This is a genomic window from Cyclobacterium sp. 1_MG-2023, assembly GCF_030546805.1.
Taxonomy (GTDB): Bacteria; Bacteroidota; Bacteroidia; order Cytophagales; family Cyclobacteriaceae; genus Cyclobacterium.
The window spans coordinates 95,473-112,246 of sequence record NZ_JAUOPC010000010.1; the positions used below are offsets into that span (position 1 = coordinate 95,473).

A 16,774-nucleotide genomic window follows, 5' to 3' on the forward strand; every position below is an offset into this window, starting at 1 on the left:
TTACCAAAATGAATAAAAATGTACTCAATAGCAGGAAAATCCTTTTCATGCTATTTGCACTATCATTGACCCTACAGGTCATAAATCCGATTTATTTGCTCGCTTTTTCCGAGCCCGGGCATTTAAAGGTAAAGCCCCCCTTGAAATTACAGGAGTGATCACAGATGAAAATGGAGACCCTATGCCGGGCGCTACCATTACATTGGCCAATAGCACGCAAGGAACAGTTTCAGATATAGATGGAAAGTTTTCGTTAGACGTTCCCGTAGGGGCTACGCTTGTTGTTTCATTTATAGGCTACACCACGAAAAGAATAGAAGTTGGGAACCAAACCCCGATTAATATTTTAATGGAGCTGGACGATACATCCCTAGAGGAAGTAGTTGTGGTCGGATATGGTACCCAAAAGAAGCGTGATGTTACAGGGTCTGTTGTAAGGGCTGATATAGAAGCTTTTAGAGAATCTCCTAATGTTAATATTGCCCAGTCGCTTCAAGGCTCTGTTCCGGGATTAAATGTTGGACAAGTAAATAGGGCAGGCCAAAACCCCTCCATTTCGGTACGTGGCAGGACCACATTAAGCGGAAATCAAAATGTTTTGATCGTGGTGGATGGAATAATATTTACCGGCAATTTGGCAGATTTAAACCCTGCAGACATAGAATCTATTGATGTTCTAAAGGATGCCAGTAGTATGGCCATTTTTGGTGCACAAGCAGCAAATGGTGTGATCATGATTACCACCAAGGGTGGTAAAATGGAGCAGAAACCAGTTTTTAACTACACGGGTACAGTAACCACCCAATCCCCTACAAGCAGGCCTGAATTAATGGATAGGGAAGGTTTCCTACAAAAAGTTAGGGACCAAGATTGGCCTCAGGCATATTTAGCCCCTGATTATACCCAGCCTAACCCTGATTATGATGTCGCAGCCTTGTTTGAGCCTGCAGTATATGCGGGCTATGAGAATGGGACGGATTTTGATTGGTGGGATGCTGCTACTCAGACAGGTTTTATCAACAATCATAACTTAAGTGTAAGGGGAGCATCAGAGGCTACTTCCTATTTTATTTCTACAGGATATACCAAGCAAAAAGGTTATATCATGAATGATCAATATGAAAGAGTAACAGCTAGAATTAACCTTGACCACCAAATATTGGATTGGTTTAGGTTTGGGGTTCAAACTTTCGGCTCCTTTGCTGATAATTCGGGTGAAATACCTGCCTTAAGTCAGATTACCACCATGCCACCTTTGGTTACCCCCTATGATGAAGAAGGTAATGTAATTCTTAATCCTGATGGTGCCATTCGTGCTAACCCGTTTTTAAGCCCTTTGTCCAATGATTTTGATAAGAATAATAATTTATTTGCCAATGTTTATATGGATTTAGAAATTCCTTTTATCGAGGGTTTGAAATACCGTGTGAATTTCGGAAACAATTATAGCTGGAGAAGGCATTACAGGAGTAATGTCTATGGGGCTGGTGCTGCCGGTGAGGCATTCAAAAGAAATTACAATGCTTATGACTGGACCCTTGACAATATTTTAACCTATCGAAAAAGTTTTAATAATAATCACAATATTGATTTGACAATGGTGGTTGGACGCAGGGAATTGAAGTATGAGAGCACCCAAGCCAATGGTACCAATTATTCTAATTTAAGCTTAGGTTACAATGATTTAAGTTTGGGCCAACTTCAGTTGATAAATTCTACTGCATGGGATGAAAGCTATGTATACCAGACGGTGAGAGCGAATTACGATTTCAGTGACAAATACATGATCACAGCAACTGTTCGTAGGGATGGTTTCTCAGGATTTTCAAAAAACAATAAGTTTGGAATTTTCCCCTCATTGGGTTTAGGATGGGTAATTAGTGAAGAGGGTTTTATGAAGGAATCGGTTTTAAATTACCTAAAATTCAGAGGCTCTTATGGGGCCAATGGAAACCTAACCAGCCGTTATTCTTCTTTGGCAAGGGTTTCTATCTATCCTGCTTATGTATTTGGAAATGGGGGAAGCACAGTCTTTGGTCAGACCGTAAATACTTTGGCAAACTCAAACCTGGCATGGGAAACGACCACAGGATTTAATTTTGGTTTTGACTTTTCATTCTTGCAGGATCGATTTACTGGTACTTTAGATTACTACCAGAATACCACCAATGATTTGCTATATAATATAAATATTCCTGAAGTAACCGGTTTTTCAAGCATTTCAACCAATGTTGGAGAAATTGCCAATAGGGGGATAGAGTTTGTATTAAGAGGGGAAGTTATAGAAAAAGGAGATTTCAAATGGAATGCGAGTTTTAATATCGCCTCCAACAGAAACAGAATTGTTTCATTGTTGGGTCAAGACGCTGATGGTGATGGAAAAGAAGATGACCTGATTGGTAGTGGCCTTTTTATTGGCGAGTCTATCAACTCTATTTACAATTATGAGTCTGCTGGAATTATCCAGTTGGGAGAGGAAGCTCCTTCAGGATTTTTTGTGGGAACCCATCGTATAGTGGATCAAAATGATGACGGTACCATTGATGCATTGGATCGGGTAATCAGAGGGAGAGAAGAACCTGCTTATAATTTTGGATTGATGAATGAGTTCAACTATAAGGATTTTACCTTTAGGTTTTTTATCAACTCAATTCAAGGTGGGAAAAATGGATATTTGGGACTAAACAATCCAAATTTTGGTCAGTCTGACAATGCCAGAAGAAATAATATGTTTGTAGACTATGATTATTGGACTCCTGCCAATCCCAATGCCAGGTACAGAGGTCAGGATCAGGTAGCAGGAATTGAGTATCAGTATTATGGAGACAGGAGTTTTGTTCGTCTTCAGGATGTGACCCTTGCCTATAAACTGAATAACTCCTTGGTTGTAGATAAACTTGGACTTCAAGGAGTAAAATTCTTTGTAAGTGGAAAAAACTTAGCCACATGGACAAGTTGGGAAGGATGGGATCCTGAGACAGGAAGTGGACTTGAACCATCCGGTTTACCAGTTATGAAGGGGTATTCTATAGGTCTGGATGTTAGTTTTTAATTTGAATTTAGCCATGAAAAATATTAAATACAATTTCGTTTTTTTAAGCTTGTTACTGTTAGGTATCCAGGCTTGTGATGAATCGGCAATACTCGAAGAAGTGCCTTTGGACTTTGCCAGTCCCGAAAATTCATACATTACCTACTCTGATTTTAATGCAGCGGTTTATTCCTTGTATGACCAGTCCAGAGAGATACTTTCCAATGGAGAACACCGTCCATTGGATTATATTTATGGTACAGATTTGGGATACAATGGAGCCAACCAGCTTAATGTTAGGTTTGGATCTTATAAGGCGACCCTTATACCTACGAATGTAGTAGCTGAGTTCCATTGGCAGCAATACTATAAGGTGATTTCCGGAGCCAATATTATATTAAGTAGACTAGAAGGGGCGACAATGAGCTCGGAAGAAAAAACGAGCATTGAGGCTAAAGCCAAATTGTTTCGCGGCTTGTCCTACAGGAATTTGGCTCATTTATATGGAGGTGTACCACTTGAATTGGAGGAGGTAAGTTCTCCTAAAACTGATTATGTAAGGGCTAGCAGGGTTGAGGTATATGAACAGGCGGCAAGTGATTTGGCTTTTGCAGCCAACAATTTACCCGGTATTGCAGAAGTTCAAGATGGTGAGGTGAGTAACTTGGCCGCTTATCATATTTTGGCTGAAGTTTATGTGTCTTTAGAAAACTGGTCGGATGCCATTGATGCCGCTTCCATGGTAATAGATGATCCCAATACAGCATTAATGACGGAGAGATTTGGTTCTTTGTCTAATGAGCCAGGGGATGTCTATTGGGATTTATTTAGAAGGTACAATCAAAATAGAAGTGTTGGCAATACAGAGGGGATCTGGGTTTGGCAATATGAGGTGGATATACCCGGCGGAGTCATTTCTTCTTCAGCCAAGAGAGGCCCTCAATTGGAGCGTGATCACTCACCAAGGCCATGGAGCTTTATCGTGAGGGATCCTTCAGGTGTTGCACCTTTTCTACCCCTTGGTGTATCGGATTATACAGGTGGTCGAGGTATAGGTAGGTTTAGAGGAACCGATCATTTTAATTATGGGGTTTGGGAATACGATTGGAACGACATGCGTAACTCTGAATACAATTTCGTTAGGGATGTTTTGTTTAACAATCCGGAATCTGAATGGTACGGGCAGAAAATTTCCGAACACATGGAATTATTCCGACAAAGTCTGGATGATACCATAAGGTATTTTTATCCTTATCAATCCAAAGTTACCACTCCTGGGCAGCATCCTGCTGAATTGTATGCAGATCCTGAGCTTAAAACCTTAAATTCATCTACAGCAGGGACTACTTATAGTGATCAATACCATATTCGTTTGGCTGAGACCTATTTATTGCGTGCAGAAGCTTATCTTGGAAATAGCCAGCTAACAGAGGCAGCAAATGACATCAATATTGTGCGATCGCGTGCCAAAGCCAAGTTGGTTTTACCATCTGAAGTAAATATTGATTATATTTTGGATGAAAGAATGCGTGAGCTTGGGGTGGAAGAAAAAAGAAGGCTTACTTTAAACCGCTTGGGCCTTTTGTATGAGCGTACCAATAAGTATTGTAATGGAAGGCCTGATGTAACTAATTTTGGACTGGATGTTCAACTTTATCATAATTTGTTTCCTATTCCTTATTCGGAAATAGAAAGAAATATTGGGGCTGAACTAAGCCAAAATCCGGGATATGAAGCAGATTAAATAGATATATATGAAAAAGGAAAATTATTTGGCAGCCCTAATTAGGGGCTGCCAAACAAATGGTTTAAACAATCAGCTAATGATATTAGGCGGTATTTTTGTCTTTTTATTGACAGGCTGTGGTACAGACAATAAAGAATCAAATACTAAGCCCCCCAATATATTATTTGTGATAAGTGACGACCAGTCATTTTATCATACCAGTTTTGAAGGTAGTAAATTTGTAAATACCCCCGCTTTTGATAGAGTTGCGAAAGAGGGAGTGTACTTTACCAATGCGATGGCCGGTTCTCCGGGTTGTGCTCCTTCAAGGAGCAGTATCATTACAGGTAGGCATCATTGGCAAAATGAGTCCTCTGGTCAGCATGCGGCTCCTTGGCTTAAAAAGCACGTTCCCTTCGTAGATGTATTGGAGGCGAATGGTTATAAAACTGGAAGAACAGGTAAGGGAGTGTCTCCTTTCCGCTATGCTCGAAATGAAAATGATTCTCTTTGGAGGGAAACGGATGCAGCAGGGATAGAGCACAGTAAAATAAGATATGAAGAAGGTCCTGGAGATATAAGGCCTGCAAACAAAATAAGCACCACTAATTATTTCGAGAATTTTAAATTTTTCATGGAAAAGGAAAGAGCCGACAAGCCCTTTTTCTTTTGGTTTGGGGCTACCGAACCGCACCGTGCCTATGAAAAAGATTCGTGGAAAAGAACCAATAAAAAATTGTCCGATGTGGAAGTACCTGCATTCTTCCCGGATAATGACGTTGTGCGTGGAGATATGCTAGATTATGCAGTTGAGATTGAATGGTATGACAGCCATTTGGATTCCATGATCAATTATTTGGAGGAGATAGGAGAACTTGAAAACACGATCATTATCGTCACGGCAGACAATGGCATGCCATTCCCAAGGGCAAAAGCAAATAGCTATGATTATGGTATCCATGTGCCCTTTGCCGTAAGGTATCCCAAACAATTCCCGGGAGGTAGAATTGTGAGTGATCCTATTGGTTTTGTAGACATAGCACCAACGATTTTGGATTTGACAGAAACCGGAAGTGAAGGGATGTTACCCATTACAGGAAAAAGCATTCGCCCTCTATTGGAATCTGATAAACAGGGAACCATTAATCCTACCAAAAAGTATGCATTTTCAGGGCGAGAAAGGCATTCTTCTTCCAGGTACCTCAATTGGGGCTATCCACAACGATCAATTAGAAGTGAAGACTATTTATTGGTATGGAACATGAAACCGGATCGCTGGCCTGCAGGTGCCCCTCAAAGAGTAAATCCTGAGGATGAAAATGAATTGCTACCCATGTATGGGATAGACGAAGATGGCATCAGTCATTCTGAATGGGCGTTTACAGATGTGGATGATTCTCCTACCAAATCATTTATTATAGAAAATTATACGGATCCATCCATTAAGCCCTTTTTCGATGCAGCTTTTGCCAAAAACCCTGAGGTACAGTTGTTTGATATAAAAAATGATCCTTATTGTTTAAATAATTTGGCAGATGAGCCGGATTATGCACCGGTAAAAGAAGAAATGCAATTGGCTTTATTGGATGAATTGAAGGAATCTGCTGATCCCCGAGTAGAGGGGCCTGATCCTGAAGTTTTTGATTCCTATATTAGATATAGCCCAATGCGAGAATTTCCCGAACCAATTCCCGGGAGTCAGTTAAAATAAACTGAGATCAAGAAAACGAAATTATCTTGTATTGCATTATTAATAGACCCTTTACTAGCAAAGTAGAGGGTCTATTTGTGTCTACTTGGTTAAGGTTAATTATTTGATCTGAATTAATAAATTAAAATAAATGTATTTGAAGGAAAGGCAAGTTATTTTCATTTCTGCAGCTTTTTCGCAGGTTGTATTTAGTCACCTAAACCGACCATTTTCTTGGATTGGTTTCCCTTCAAACAATTGAATTTGCTTTTCACTTTTCATTGGTGGATTAACTTCTGGAATTTTTTGACTCATTGAATAATAAACCTAAAGTAGTATAAATTAGCATGCTCTGTTCCTTCCAAAACCGCTCTTTCTGTAAAAACAACCAAATATTCTTGTTCGCTAATTTGAGCAATTGTGGGGTAACCATAAAAATTTTGGTTTAAGAGACCTTCCTGCTTTAATCCGGCCCAAGGGCGCCGTAGTTCATGTTGTAGTTTCCATCCTTCAGGGCTACCCATTATATCATTGGGGCTAGCGGAGTAGATAAACAGACTGTTTTGTTCGTCAGGCCTAGAATAACGGTCGCTGGTAAGGGCTATTAGCATATCCCGGTTCTGATCATATATCAATTGGGGTGCAGCACCCCAGTGTAAATTAGGGGGTATGTTGGTGGCGACAGGCTCAGTCCAAGATTGCCCATTGTCGTAACTTTCTACTTGCACCAAAGGATGGCCGTGCGAGCGCTTATCGTCTCGGATTAAGGCTACTATTCTATTATCTCCACACCAAGCGCCGGCAACTTCCGTTAATTTAAAGTCTTCATTATCTGTGATCTGATTGTAGGATTCCCAAGATGAACCGTCCTGGCTAAAGGTTATAAATCTTCTACAACCTACCATCGCATATTGGTTGATGTCAGGATTGTAAAACATTTGGCCTGTACTCCAAATGCCTTCTAAATTGCTTAGTTCAGGATCAGTCCAAGCCTGTGATTGCTGAGGTTCAGTCCAAGAAATACCATGGTCATCACTGTAAATAAAATATCGGCCTTCTGTTTGGTTTCCATCAAACCTCCGAAAAAAGGCGACGATTTTGCCTTCCTTAGTAACTCCACCGTGAATATTGCGATCATCGTATTGGTGACTGTTATACACTGTTTCTACCTTGCTCCAACTGTCTTTCTCCGGATCATAGGTGATTTTTGCGATATATGCATTAGTACCCACATGGTCGCCTTCAATGCCTGGGTCAAGTCTAAATAACAAAAGTATTTTTCCATTATTTAATGGAGCAAGGAAACCTTCGCTAACATGATCATTACCAGCTAAAAATTGCTTAGAAGGAGAGGTGTAAAAAGTATATTCATCCTTCCCTGCTTGGCCCCAAGAGTTGGTGATGCAAATAAATGATAGGAAAAGTAATCCCAATATTATCAATATAAAATTTTTCATAGGATTATTCTTAGAGGCTTATAATGGCTAGGCATGGTAGCAATTCTTTAATTTAAATTCCTATAGCAAAGAATTTGGTTTAATTGGATTTGCTTTCTCAGGGAAATCAATAAAAAGTTAATATTAACCACATGAACCTTTATTCAATCGATTACAATATTTCAAATAATTTATTGGGCTGATCCCAATGAATACGGGCAATAAATATACTTCCATCACTCCCATGTTTTTCTACACCACTCGGCTGCATCCATTCGGATACGGTGACCCATGTTTCATTTGGACTAATATCAGTAATTCCAAAATTACCCAGCCTTGCACCACGTTCAGGTACCAATATTTTTTCTGTTTTTCGAATAACGCTTAAACTGTTGGGATCCACCTGAGCCATAAATAAAGGGGCACGGTGGCGGAAAACATGGTCATTATCTGCTCCTCTACGGGTATAAACTAGAAAAAGCCCATCACTATGAGTCACCCAATGTTGCTGGGTATTGTAATTCCCCAATGCCTCTCCATCATCAAAGGTCCATGGTTTGGGCTCTTCAAAATTAAGGCCGTCCACACCTTTGGTGACATATCCTTGCTTATCGTTTCGTAAGGTCAGATAGTAATTACCTTTAAAATGGGTAAGTGATGGTTCTCCATAACCCCTAGGCACATCAATATGTAATTCATTTCCTTGTTCAAGGAATTGCAGTTTTTTATTGTAGAAAGTACAGCGGATTACAGTGACTGAACTAGTTGTTCCATTACCAGGGGAACGATAATAGACAGGTAGCAAGATAGTTCCGTCCGATTTGTCGTACCGTTGTACACTTCCAGCACCACAATCTTCGAACTTTTCAAGTGCAGGCATTTCCAGCTTATTCCAGTTTGACCAGCCATAATCAGGCTCATAAATTGAATAGGAGGTATCACGTGGTCGGGGATTGGAGACCTTCCAATCCGGTGTATAAACTACTGTATGTCCGGTACCCAATAATGTTTTGGACTTTTTATGCCAGGCCGGCCAAAAATCACTTATTGCAACGGGGCGCCTTACCCCATCTATAATTTCATAACGTGGCTCAAGCGCCTTTAGCTCCATGGGGTTGGTCCATGTTTTCCCTAAGTCATCGGTTTGCATGCCGTATGCCGCTTTGAATACATCACTTCCGGAAAGATCTTGGCTAGTCATAGTCATAACCACCCTAGGGTTCCCCCCCTTTCCTGCTAAAGGTATTATACCGGCTCTAGGGTGAACAAAGCAGTTTTCACCGTCAAAATATCTTGTTGGGCTTTGAAGGTTTAGTTTATACTTTACAGGGTCATTTGACAGTTGTAAACCCATGAGATTGATGGGTAAACTTAAAAATGTAATGCCACCGATAAGAGAGTTTTTGATGAATTTTCTTCGATTGGCAGGTTCCTTATTTTCTTTATAGTTATTAAGCGTCATTGTAATTGGGGGTTTTATAAAAGTAATAAGTAAATGTTTTATGTAATAATCAAGTAAAAATACACAGGTGTCCCTATTCTGTTTATAGATTATCGGAACATTAATATGCTAGAAGTTTAATTCATTATTAGATTCCATTGAGTCCTTATTGTTAAATCGAGTTTTATTGAACTATTTCCTTCTAGTATTAAAATAATAATAGAGTGGGACATCGTAGCTCAAAAAAACCGTAGACCCTCATTTCTGTAAAATAAGGAGTCTACGGTAATTAAATCTACTTTAGGTTTAAACAGTCCTTAGTATTTAAAAGTATCTTTTCCTTCAGGTGGAGTAGGAGGGTTCAACAAAATTGGTTCAGCAAAATCTTCATCCATTTCATATGGCAGCATGTAAACTCTATCACCTCTGGAATTAGTAAAAAAGATTCGGGAAATGGAGCTTTTTTTAGGGTCTGAATCTGCCCACATGGCAAAAAATGGATCTTTTGGATTATGTGGTCTACGTACATATCCATGATTAAATGGACTGTTACGTGTAACTTGCCTTTTCAATTGCCAAAAATCATTGTCCGGATTGCCTGGGTCGGTTGTTTCAAAAATCCCAATTTCTCCACCATTATAACCCGGCTGTGGACCTGGTACTGCTGGAGCAATTAGAGTCCATCTATCATCATGAATATAAAAAGCACCTTCGTCATAAGCGTGATCCGAGACTGTCACATATTGTGAAACCCATTTTTCACCTGTCCACCTTCTAATTTTCCATGCCCGAGGTGCGTTCTGAGGCACAGGAGCAGCGCCAAAGGATGTAATGTACAATATAACTGGTCGCCCTTCTTTGTCAAACAAAAGTTGATTGGGATATACATTTTTACCTTGAGCTTCATAATCATTAATCAAAGCAGGGTTATTACGGTCATCAAGAGGAATTTGAACCGGAGTGCCATCGGCAGTAGTCCATGTTTTTCCAAAATCAGTGGTCTGTAGGTAGTATAAGTTAGTACGTCTATCAACATTTCCTTCCGGGTGGTAATTGAAGGCCGTACCAATTGTATCACCCTTGACTCTACTGACCTGATAATGTCCCCCAAATCCAACTATTTTTTGAAGTTGTTTAGCGGGTTCTGGTTTCCAATCTTTACCGGTTTTATTGGTCTCGAAATAAAGTTCTCTACCACCTGTATATAAAGTGAAAAGATGAAAGAAGCCTTTTTCAGGAACTCTCCATATTTGTGAATAAGTTTGTTCTCGCTCAATAATTAGTTCGAAAGAATCTATAGAATAGGGCTCATTACTTCGGAAGATCTGACCTGGTCTATGCCTTGCTCTTCCGGCTACAAAGACCCATAAGTAGCCTTCATCATCTATCGTTATACTTGGATTGTCATGAGGATCATCAACACCCCGTTGATCTCTAACCACAGTAGGTTTTGGTACACGATGTTTATCGTGATCATAGTAGGAAACCATAGCTAGTAAATATCTATTCTCCGGACCTGAATCTCCTCCATATACGAAGAAAGTTTTGTTCACTTCAGGAGCATATACTGCCATTGGAGCTACAGTATGTGGCCAAGCAAAAGAAAGGGGGCCGGAGTATTTGAAGTCAGTAGAACCATAGCTTGGCGATTGAGGGCGATCTTCCATGGGACGATGAAACCACCAAATTCCACGATAACCATCTAACTTTTGATTGTCAAGGAATTTACTTTCAGATTGAACCTTTTCTTCTTGAGCATTCAAGCCACCTATAAAAAATAATATAGATAAATGAAATATAAATATACTTTTATAGAAAGTACTTTTTGGTCTTAAATTTAATAACATGTTATTAGGCTTTTATTGTTTATTTTATTTGAAAAACTTGACGCTTCTTATTTCAAACACTTCCATACCTTTTTGGTAGTTATTGTTTTCAATTACAATAAATAAATCCTTCTTTCCTATCGTTGATTTGATAGGGATTTTAATAAATTTATCAACATCTTCGTTTAATTTGTCAAGCATTGATGAACCTATAATTTCGCCATTTGGAGAGTTTGCTATTAGTGATATTTTCCAATTTGATTTTTCTATTTTAGTGAAATTTATTATATCTAGACCTAACTTGGTGATACAAGTTAAATCTGTATCATTTAATCCAATAAAGGAAGTTTTACCATTTGGGATTAAATGGTTAGGCTGTTTAAAGTGGGGGGTATATAAACGCATGTTTGACGTGCTGTCATAACTTGAAACGAAAACTCTTGGGTTTTTTAACCCTACCACTGTGGTAGTTTTCAACGGGGATATTTCCCCCCATCCATCGTCTGTATAGCTTGCTTTAAAAATAAGGTATCCCGCATCATCGTTATTTGTAACCTTCAAGGTACCACTTTGTGGCAAGCTGGTTATATCTTCAGTTGTGTTAGTTGAATTTAATATATAATCAACAATTGCATTAGCCTCTATTAAACTTACAGCAGGGTTAGCTGGCATTTCAGCTTGGCCCCATTTCCCTTTAGTTCCGCCCATAATCTTCTCGGATAATTGTGCATAGACATCTTCTTTGCCCTTGTAATGATTTGAAATTTCATTAAATGAAGGACCAACAGCTTTTTGATTTAAACGATGACATTGTGTACAGTTATTTTGATTGATAAGCTGCTTACCCAATATTGATTTTGCTGAGAATTGAATAGGTGAGTTCTTTAATTTGGTTATAAAGTTTTGTAATTCAAATCCTTCAGGAAGATAATCTGCCCATATTTTAATTTTTGAATTATCGATTTGTTGATTTTCTTCATCACTAATATTTATCGAATATTTAACTTCATCACCAGGGAAATAGAAACTGCTATTAGATTCAGGAAATTCAATTGATACTTTGGGTGGTTCATTGCCTGCTGTGATTTCAATGGTGTCTCGGTCGATAGCCCCTTCTTCATCAGTGACGGTAAGAATAGCTTGGTACACTCCGGCAACCTCAATATTTATATCCGGATTTTGTTCACTAAATTCGATGGGTGCTGCACTTTTTGAGCTTAGTACCCAGTTATAATGGCTAATATTATTGTCATAATCGATTGTACCTTCGGTCAGTAACCTTCCTTTCAGTGGAACAGATCCTGAAATTTTATCAGCTGATGCTTTTGCTATAGGTTCGCGATTACCATCATTGTACTTTATCTTAAATAGTTTAGCATCTTTTGCGTATGGTGCATAAGAGTCATGCCCATACTGCAAAACATACAAGTCCCCATTGGGAGCAAAGTCCATATCATTAATCCCTGTAAATGTACCTCCCGGCATAAATTCTTCCATAGAATTATAGTTGCCTTCATCATCTACTTCAATGACCATAATCCATCCCCTAACATAGTCGGTAACAGACCATTTGCCGTCATAATATGCAGGATAAGATCTTTCAGCATTTTTATAATCCGCTTTTCGATAAAATGGTCCCCCGACAGCACTAAGGCTTCCGCTTCCCGGAATGGGAAATAACTCTGATGGATTTCGATCATACCAAGCAATTGAGGGGATTGGGTTAGCAGGCAATTCCACTAATCCTGTATTGTATTGAGAATTGTTTACAATTTGTATTGTATCATATTCAGTTTTTATCGCAGTATTTTTTTGATTGTTGGCTATAAAATAAGGCCATCCAAAATAACCTGCCTCTTTCGCGCGATTAAATTCATCTGTACTTGGTCCAACTTCTCCCCAGTATAACCAGCCGGTTTTACTGTCCAAGGTTAGCCTCCAAGGGTTTCTGACACCCATAATATAGATTTCCGGTCTGGTTTTTTCCATATCTTTAGAAAATAAATTTCCCTCTGGAATGGAGTAGGTTCCATCTGCTTCAGGTTTTATGCGAAGAATTGATCCTCTTAGGTCATTAGAGTTTCCGGAAGTCCTACGCGAATCCCCATCTTTATCATTAATATTAAAACCTGAGTTATCACCAATTGCAATAAGTAGATTGCCCTCTTTGTCGAATATCATTCCTCCTCCCCAATGGCAGCACCTTTCTCTTTGCGTAGACCATTCAAGTAGGATTTTTCCCGAATTCAAATCCAAAGAATTTTCTTTCCAAGTGTACCTTGCCAATACACTTTTAGCATTTTCACCTTCAGGTGAATAATACATGTATACAAATTTATTGTTGTCAAAATCAGGGTCTAAAACAACACCATGCATCCCATCATCGGCATCGTATTTCTTACCTGAAGTGGTAAATGGTTGATTAAACCTTTTGTTTACCGGTATTTGAGCAACGGTACTTACAATTTGTGAATTGGGATCAAAAACCTTGACAGCACCATCTTTTTCGACAATCAGAATCCGGCCATCAGTCAATACATCCATGGACATAGGTTGATTGAGATTTTCTGCTACTAGTTCAATTTCGAACCGGTTAATATCTGGTTTTTTTTCATCATGGTAGGAGTTAGGTGAACCGCACTGAAAAGAAAGCAATGCGATAAGGCATAAGAAAAGATTTATATATTTCATTTTTTTATAAGTAATTAATTCATCATTAATGATAAGTAATAAAGAAAAAATGGGTGTTGAACTATTAATTTGATTTATGCAACTTAAATATTACTCATTATCCGGGTCGTGAACACTTAAATTAATAACATCATATAAATCAAATTCATCACTTGGAATAGTCTTTAAGGAAAGTTGTTACAGCCTCTTTTATCCATTCCAAGTCATTCCGATAATATCATAATTCTGTTTTTTCTATAACCCAATCATTTATGAAGTGTCTCCTGCCTTTATCTTGCTGAGATTAACCCGAAATATGGAATTGATCACCTTCTATTACGTCATGAAATCACTTCAAAAGCAGTCCCTTTGTTGTTATTTTCAACCCTGCTTCTCGGCTGAGAGGTTCACCATAGCCAAATTTTGATTTAGACCCCAAGAAGTTATATTTTCTTGTGTTTACACCACTCACTACCAACCTTATCGCAAAACCTGTCTTCGAATGACACTCTTAGTAGCATTTGGAGCTCTAAATTTTTATAGGCAAACAGATATAGCTTAGATACATTTCTAGAAGAGGTAGAACTTTATGGCGTTCGTTATTCTAAAGTTTATTTTTCTTTCCCTCAGCCCTACAAATACATTCAGCAAGGTTTTTTTTAGCAAAACTGGGTCTGAAATAATGCTAAAATTATAGGTAAAAGGTATCCCGAAATAGGATTCGTGATTAAAGATTAATGGAGATTTATTCGCTTGAATAACTATTTTTCTTTCAGTAGTTACCAAAGACAATAGTGAATAGGTTACTGAAGAATTAAGCTTCTTCTTGCTTATATAATTCGGTGAGTTCCTTTTTTCAGGCATTTTGGGTTTTACATTTCAGTTGGTCATTATTCGACCTAATGAACAGGTTTAAACCAAATAATATATCGATTAGTGCGATATATTATTTGGTTTTTAAAGTATAGATTAGCATAATTTATAAATATAACTTTAACATTTTATTTTTTTTGTAATGCTATGTTGTTGAAAGTAAGTTAAATTCAATGAATAGCGATTGAGTGAAATCATTAAAGCGGGGTAAAAGGATTGTATTTTAAACTAACCTGTTCCTAAGCATCGCCATTTTAGGCAAATGCTTAGGAACAGTGTTAGTTTTGGAATTTTGCAAGCCTTAGTAACCTGGGTTTTGTATCAATTCATCACTTGTATTTGATTCAAACTCCAGAGGAGGAATGGGCATTGCATAATGTTCGTCTCGCCAAACAATCTGCCTTCCAGAGGCAACAGACTTATAAAAATCAGATTCTTCATCACCTAGACGTAATCTACGGATATCTTCCCACCATTTTGCTTCACCAAAAAACTCCGCCCACCTTTCATACAAGAGGGGGTTATTTGACAAATGATCGTCCGCCGGCGCCAAGGTATTGTCAGTTAAACTTACATAATCAACAGGAGAAGGGCTGTCCGGATCATACCCGTAAGCTCTCCTATGAACTTTATTAATATATTCTAAAGCAAGAGTCGGGTTTGAATCTTTAATCACTTCAGCATACATCAAATAAATATCCGGTAATCGGATAAAATAGAAGTTGGCTCCATTTACTGCCCTAGTTTCCCATATGGTACCACCAAGAAATTGATTTTTCTTCAATGGCCAGCCGTAGAATGTGTCTGGGTCAATTCCTGTGGTAGGGGACATCTGCCACCATTTTCCAAACTCTGCTTGTGCTACAGGATATTCTACACCAGAAACTTTTACTGAATCAAAGAAAGGTTGTAAAGTAGATACGTAGAGACGTGGATCAGGACCATCAGCCTGCCTACCAGCATTAGCTCTACGATCCATCTGTTGGCTGACATAACTGTCTAATAGCTTATACTCTCCATTAACCTCTTCAATTTGCGTTAATGGGGCCGGATCATTATAGCCAAAACGCTTTAAATTCTTGTCATGGGTATACTGATTGCTATAACCCATGGCACTTCTCTCATTATTACTATCTATATAAAAAGGAGTATAAAGAATCGTCACCGAGGAGCCGGTATTTTGTACTCTTGATCCGTTATTATTCGTTTTTTCCGGCTCAGCTCGGTTTCCTACCTCATAAAATGATTCTGAATTATATTCGTACTGAGTATCACCATTAAACATATTTTTGTAATGATCAAAAGGGACCAGAGACTTACCGCTATTGTTGATACAGTCCTCCAAAACTTCTTTTGCACTATCGTATTTTTCTGCAAATAAATAAACTTTGGCCAAAGCTGCTTTGGCAGACCATTCTGTGGCCCGATGATTATCCAATTGACCTTCTAATAGAATGGAAGCATTCTTAAAATCTTCAATCATGGCCTGGTAGGTTTCCATCGTAGATGACCTTCCCACAGACATTGATTCAAGAGAACCTGGTACTTCGGTTATCACCGGAACTCCCATTCCATCTAAATTGGGTTGACCGTAAAAGACCTGAAGGTGCCACAAATAGAATCCCCTCATAAACAATGCTTCTCCTTCATACTGGTCCAATCGTTCAAATTCTGACTCTGGAGCAATACTGCGATAGCTTCTAATACCTTCCAAAGCACTATTAGAATAATAAATCCCTCTGTACAAGTCTCGCCATTCATTGACGAGTTTTGAATCACCTAATTCTGCCATTCCAATGCTCATACCGATCCAGCTTTCTGTCCCTTTCCATTGAAAATCAATGGTATGGTCAAAACAAAAAATTCCGTATCCATGCCAATAGTGACCTAAAAATCCCCAATCATGCTGTACTCCATAAGTTGAGGCTACTAATAAATCTACATGCTCCAGCGTAGTTGGGAAAGAACCTGCGGAAATTGAAGTATTGTCTTCAAGTTCCAGATAATCCTGACATCCAAATAGTGAGCAAGAGATTAGCATTACTAGTAACCAATATCTTTTATTAAAATATTTCATATCT

8 protein-coding genes are annotated in these 16,774 nt (G+C 38.6%); 3 read left to right on the forward strand and 5 right to left on the reverse strand.

The features are described from left to right. The first annotated feature begins 154 nt into the window (after nucleotides 1–154). The 3 genes from Q4534_RS16365 to Q4534_RS16375 are packed head-to-tail and all read left to right on the forward strand — an operon-like array spanning nucleotide 155 to nucleotide 6,468. Nucleotides 155–3,052, forward strand: a complete 2,898-nt coding sequence (locus Q4534_RS16365) for a TonB-dependent receptor (protein WP_303614223.1) — start codon at nucleotides 155–157, stop codon at nucleotides 3,050–3,052. A 13-nt stretch (nucleotides 3,053–3,065) separates the two neighbouring features. Continuing rightward, nucleotides 3,066–4,775 (forward strand): RagB/SusD family nutrient uptake outer membrane protein, encoded by a 1,710-nt coding sequence (locus Q4534_RS16370; protein ID WP_303614224.1) that lies wholly within the window; start codon nucleotides 3,066–3,068, stop codon nucleotides 4,773–4,775. Nucleotides 4,776–4,785: 10 nt separating this feature from the next. Continuing rightward, entirely contained in the window at nucleotides 4,786–6,468 is a 1,683-nt protein-coding gene (locus Q4534_RS16375; RefSeq protein ID WP_303614225.1) for a sulfatase, read from the forward strand. 290 nt (nucleotides 6,469–6,758) lie between these two features. On the opposite strand, the gene Q4534_RS16380 is transcribed toward Q4534_RS16375, so the two are convergent. From Q4534_RS16380 to Q4534_RS16400, 5 genes are all read right to left on the reverse strand, one after another. Then, nucleotides 6,759–7,904 (reverse strand): sialidase family protein, encoded by a 1,146-nt coding sequence (locus Q4534_RS16380; RefSeq protein ID WP_303614226.1) that lies wholly within the window; start codon nucleotides 7,902–7,904, stop codon nucleotides 6,759–6,761. A gap of 151 nt (nucleotides 7,905–8,055) precedes the next feature. Further along, entirely contained in the window at nucleotides 8,056–9,345 is a 1,290-nt protein-coding gene (locus Q4534_RS16385) for an exo-alpha-sialidase (protein WP_303614227.1), read from the reverse strand. A gap of 296 nt (nucleotides 9,346–9,641) precedes the next feature. Continuing rightward, nucleotides 9,642–11,171, reverse strand: a complete 1,530-nt coding sequence (locus Q4534_RS16390) for a BNR-4 repeat-containing protein (RefSeq protein WP_303614228.1) — start codon at nucleotides 11,169–11,171, stop codon at nucleotides 9,642–9,644. 24 nt (nucleotides 11,172–11,195) lie between these two features. Beyond that, a complete protein-coding gene (locus tag Q4534_RS16395; protein ID WP_303614229.1) occupies nucleotides 11,196–13,841 on the reverse strand; it encodes a PQQ-dependent sugar dehydrogenase in 2,646 nt (881 codons plus the stop codon). 1,153 nt (nucleotides 13,842–14,994) lie between these two features. Then, nucleotides 14,995–16,770, reverse strand: coding sequence for a RagB/SusD family nutrient uptake outer membrane protein (locus tag Q4534_RS16400; protein ID WP_303614230.1), 1,776 nt, complete (start codon nucleotides 16,768–16,770; stop codon nucleotides 14,995–14,997). Nucleotides 16,771–16,774 lie beyond the last annotated feature (4 nt).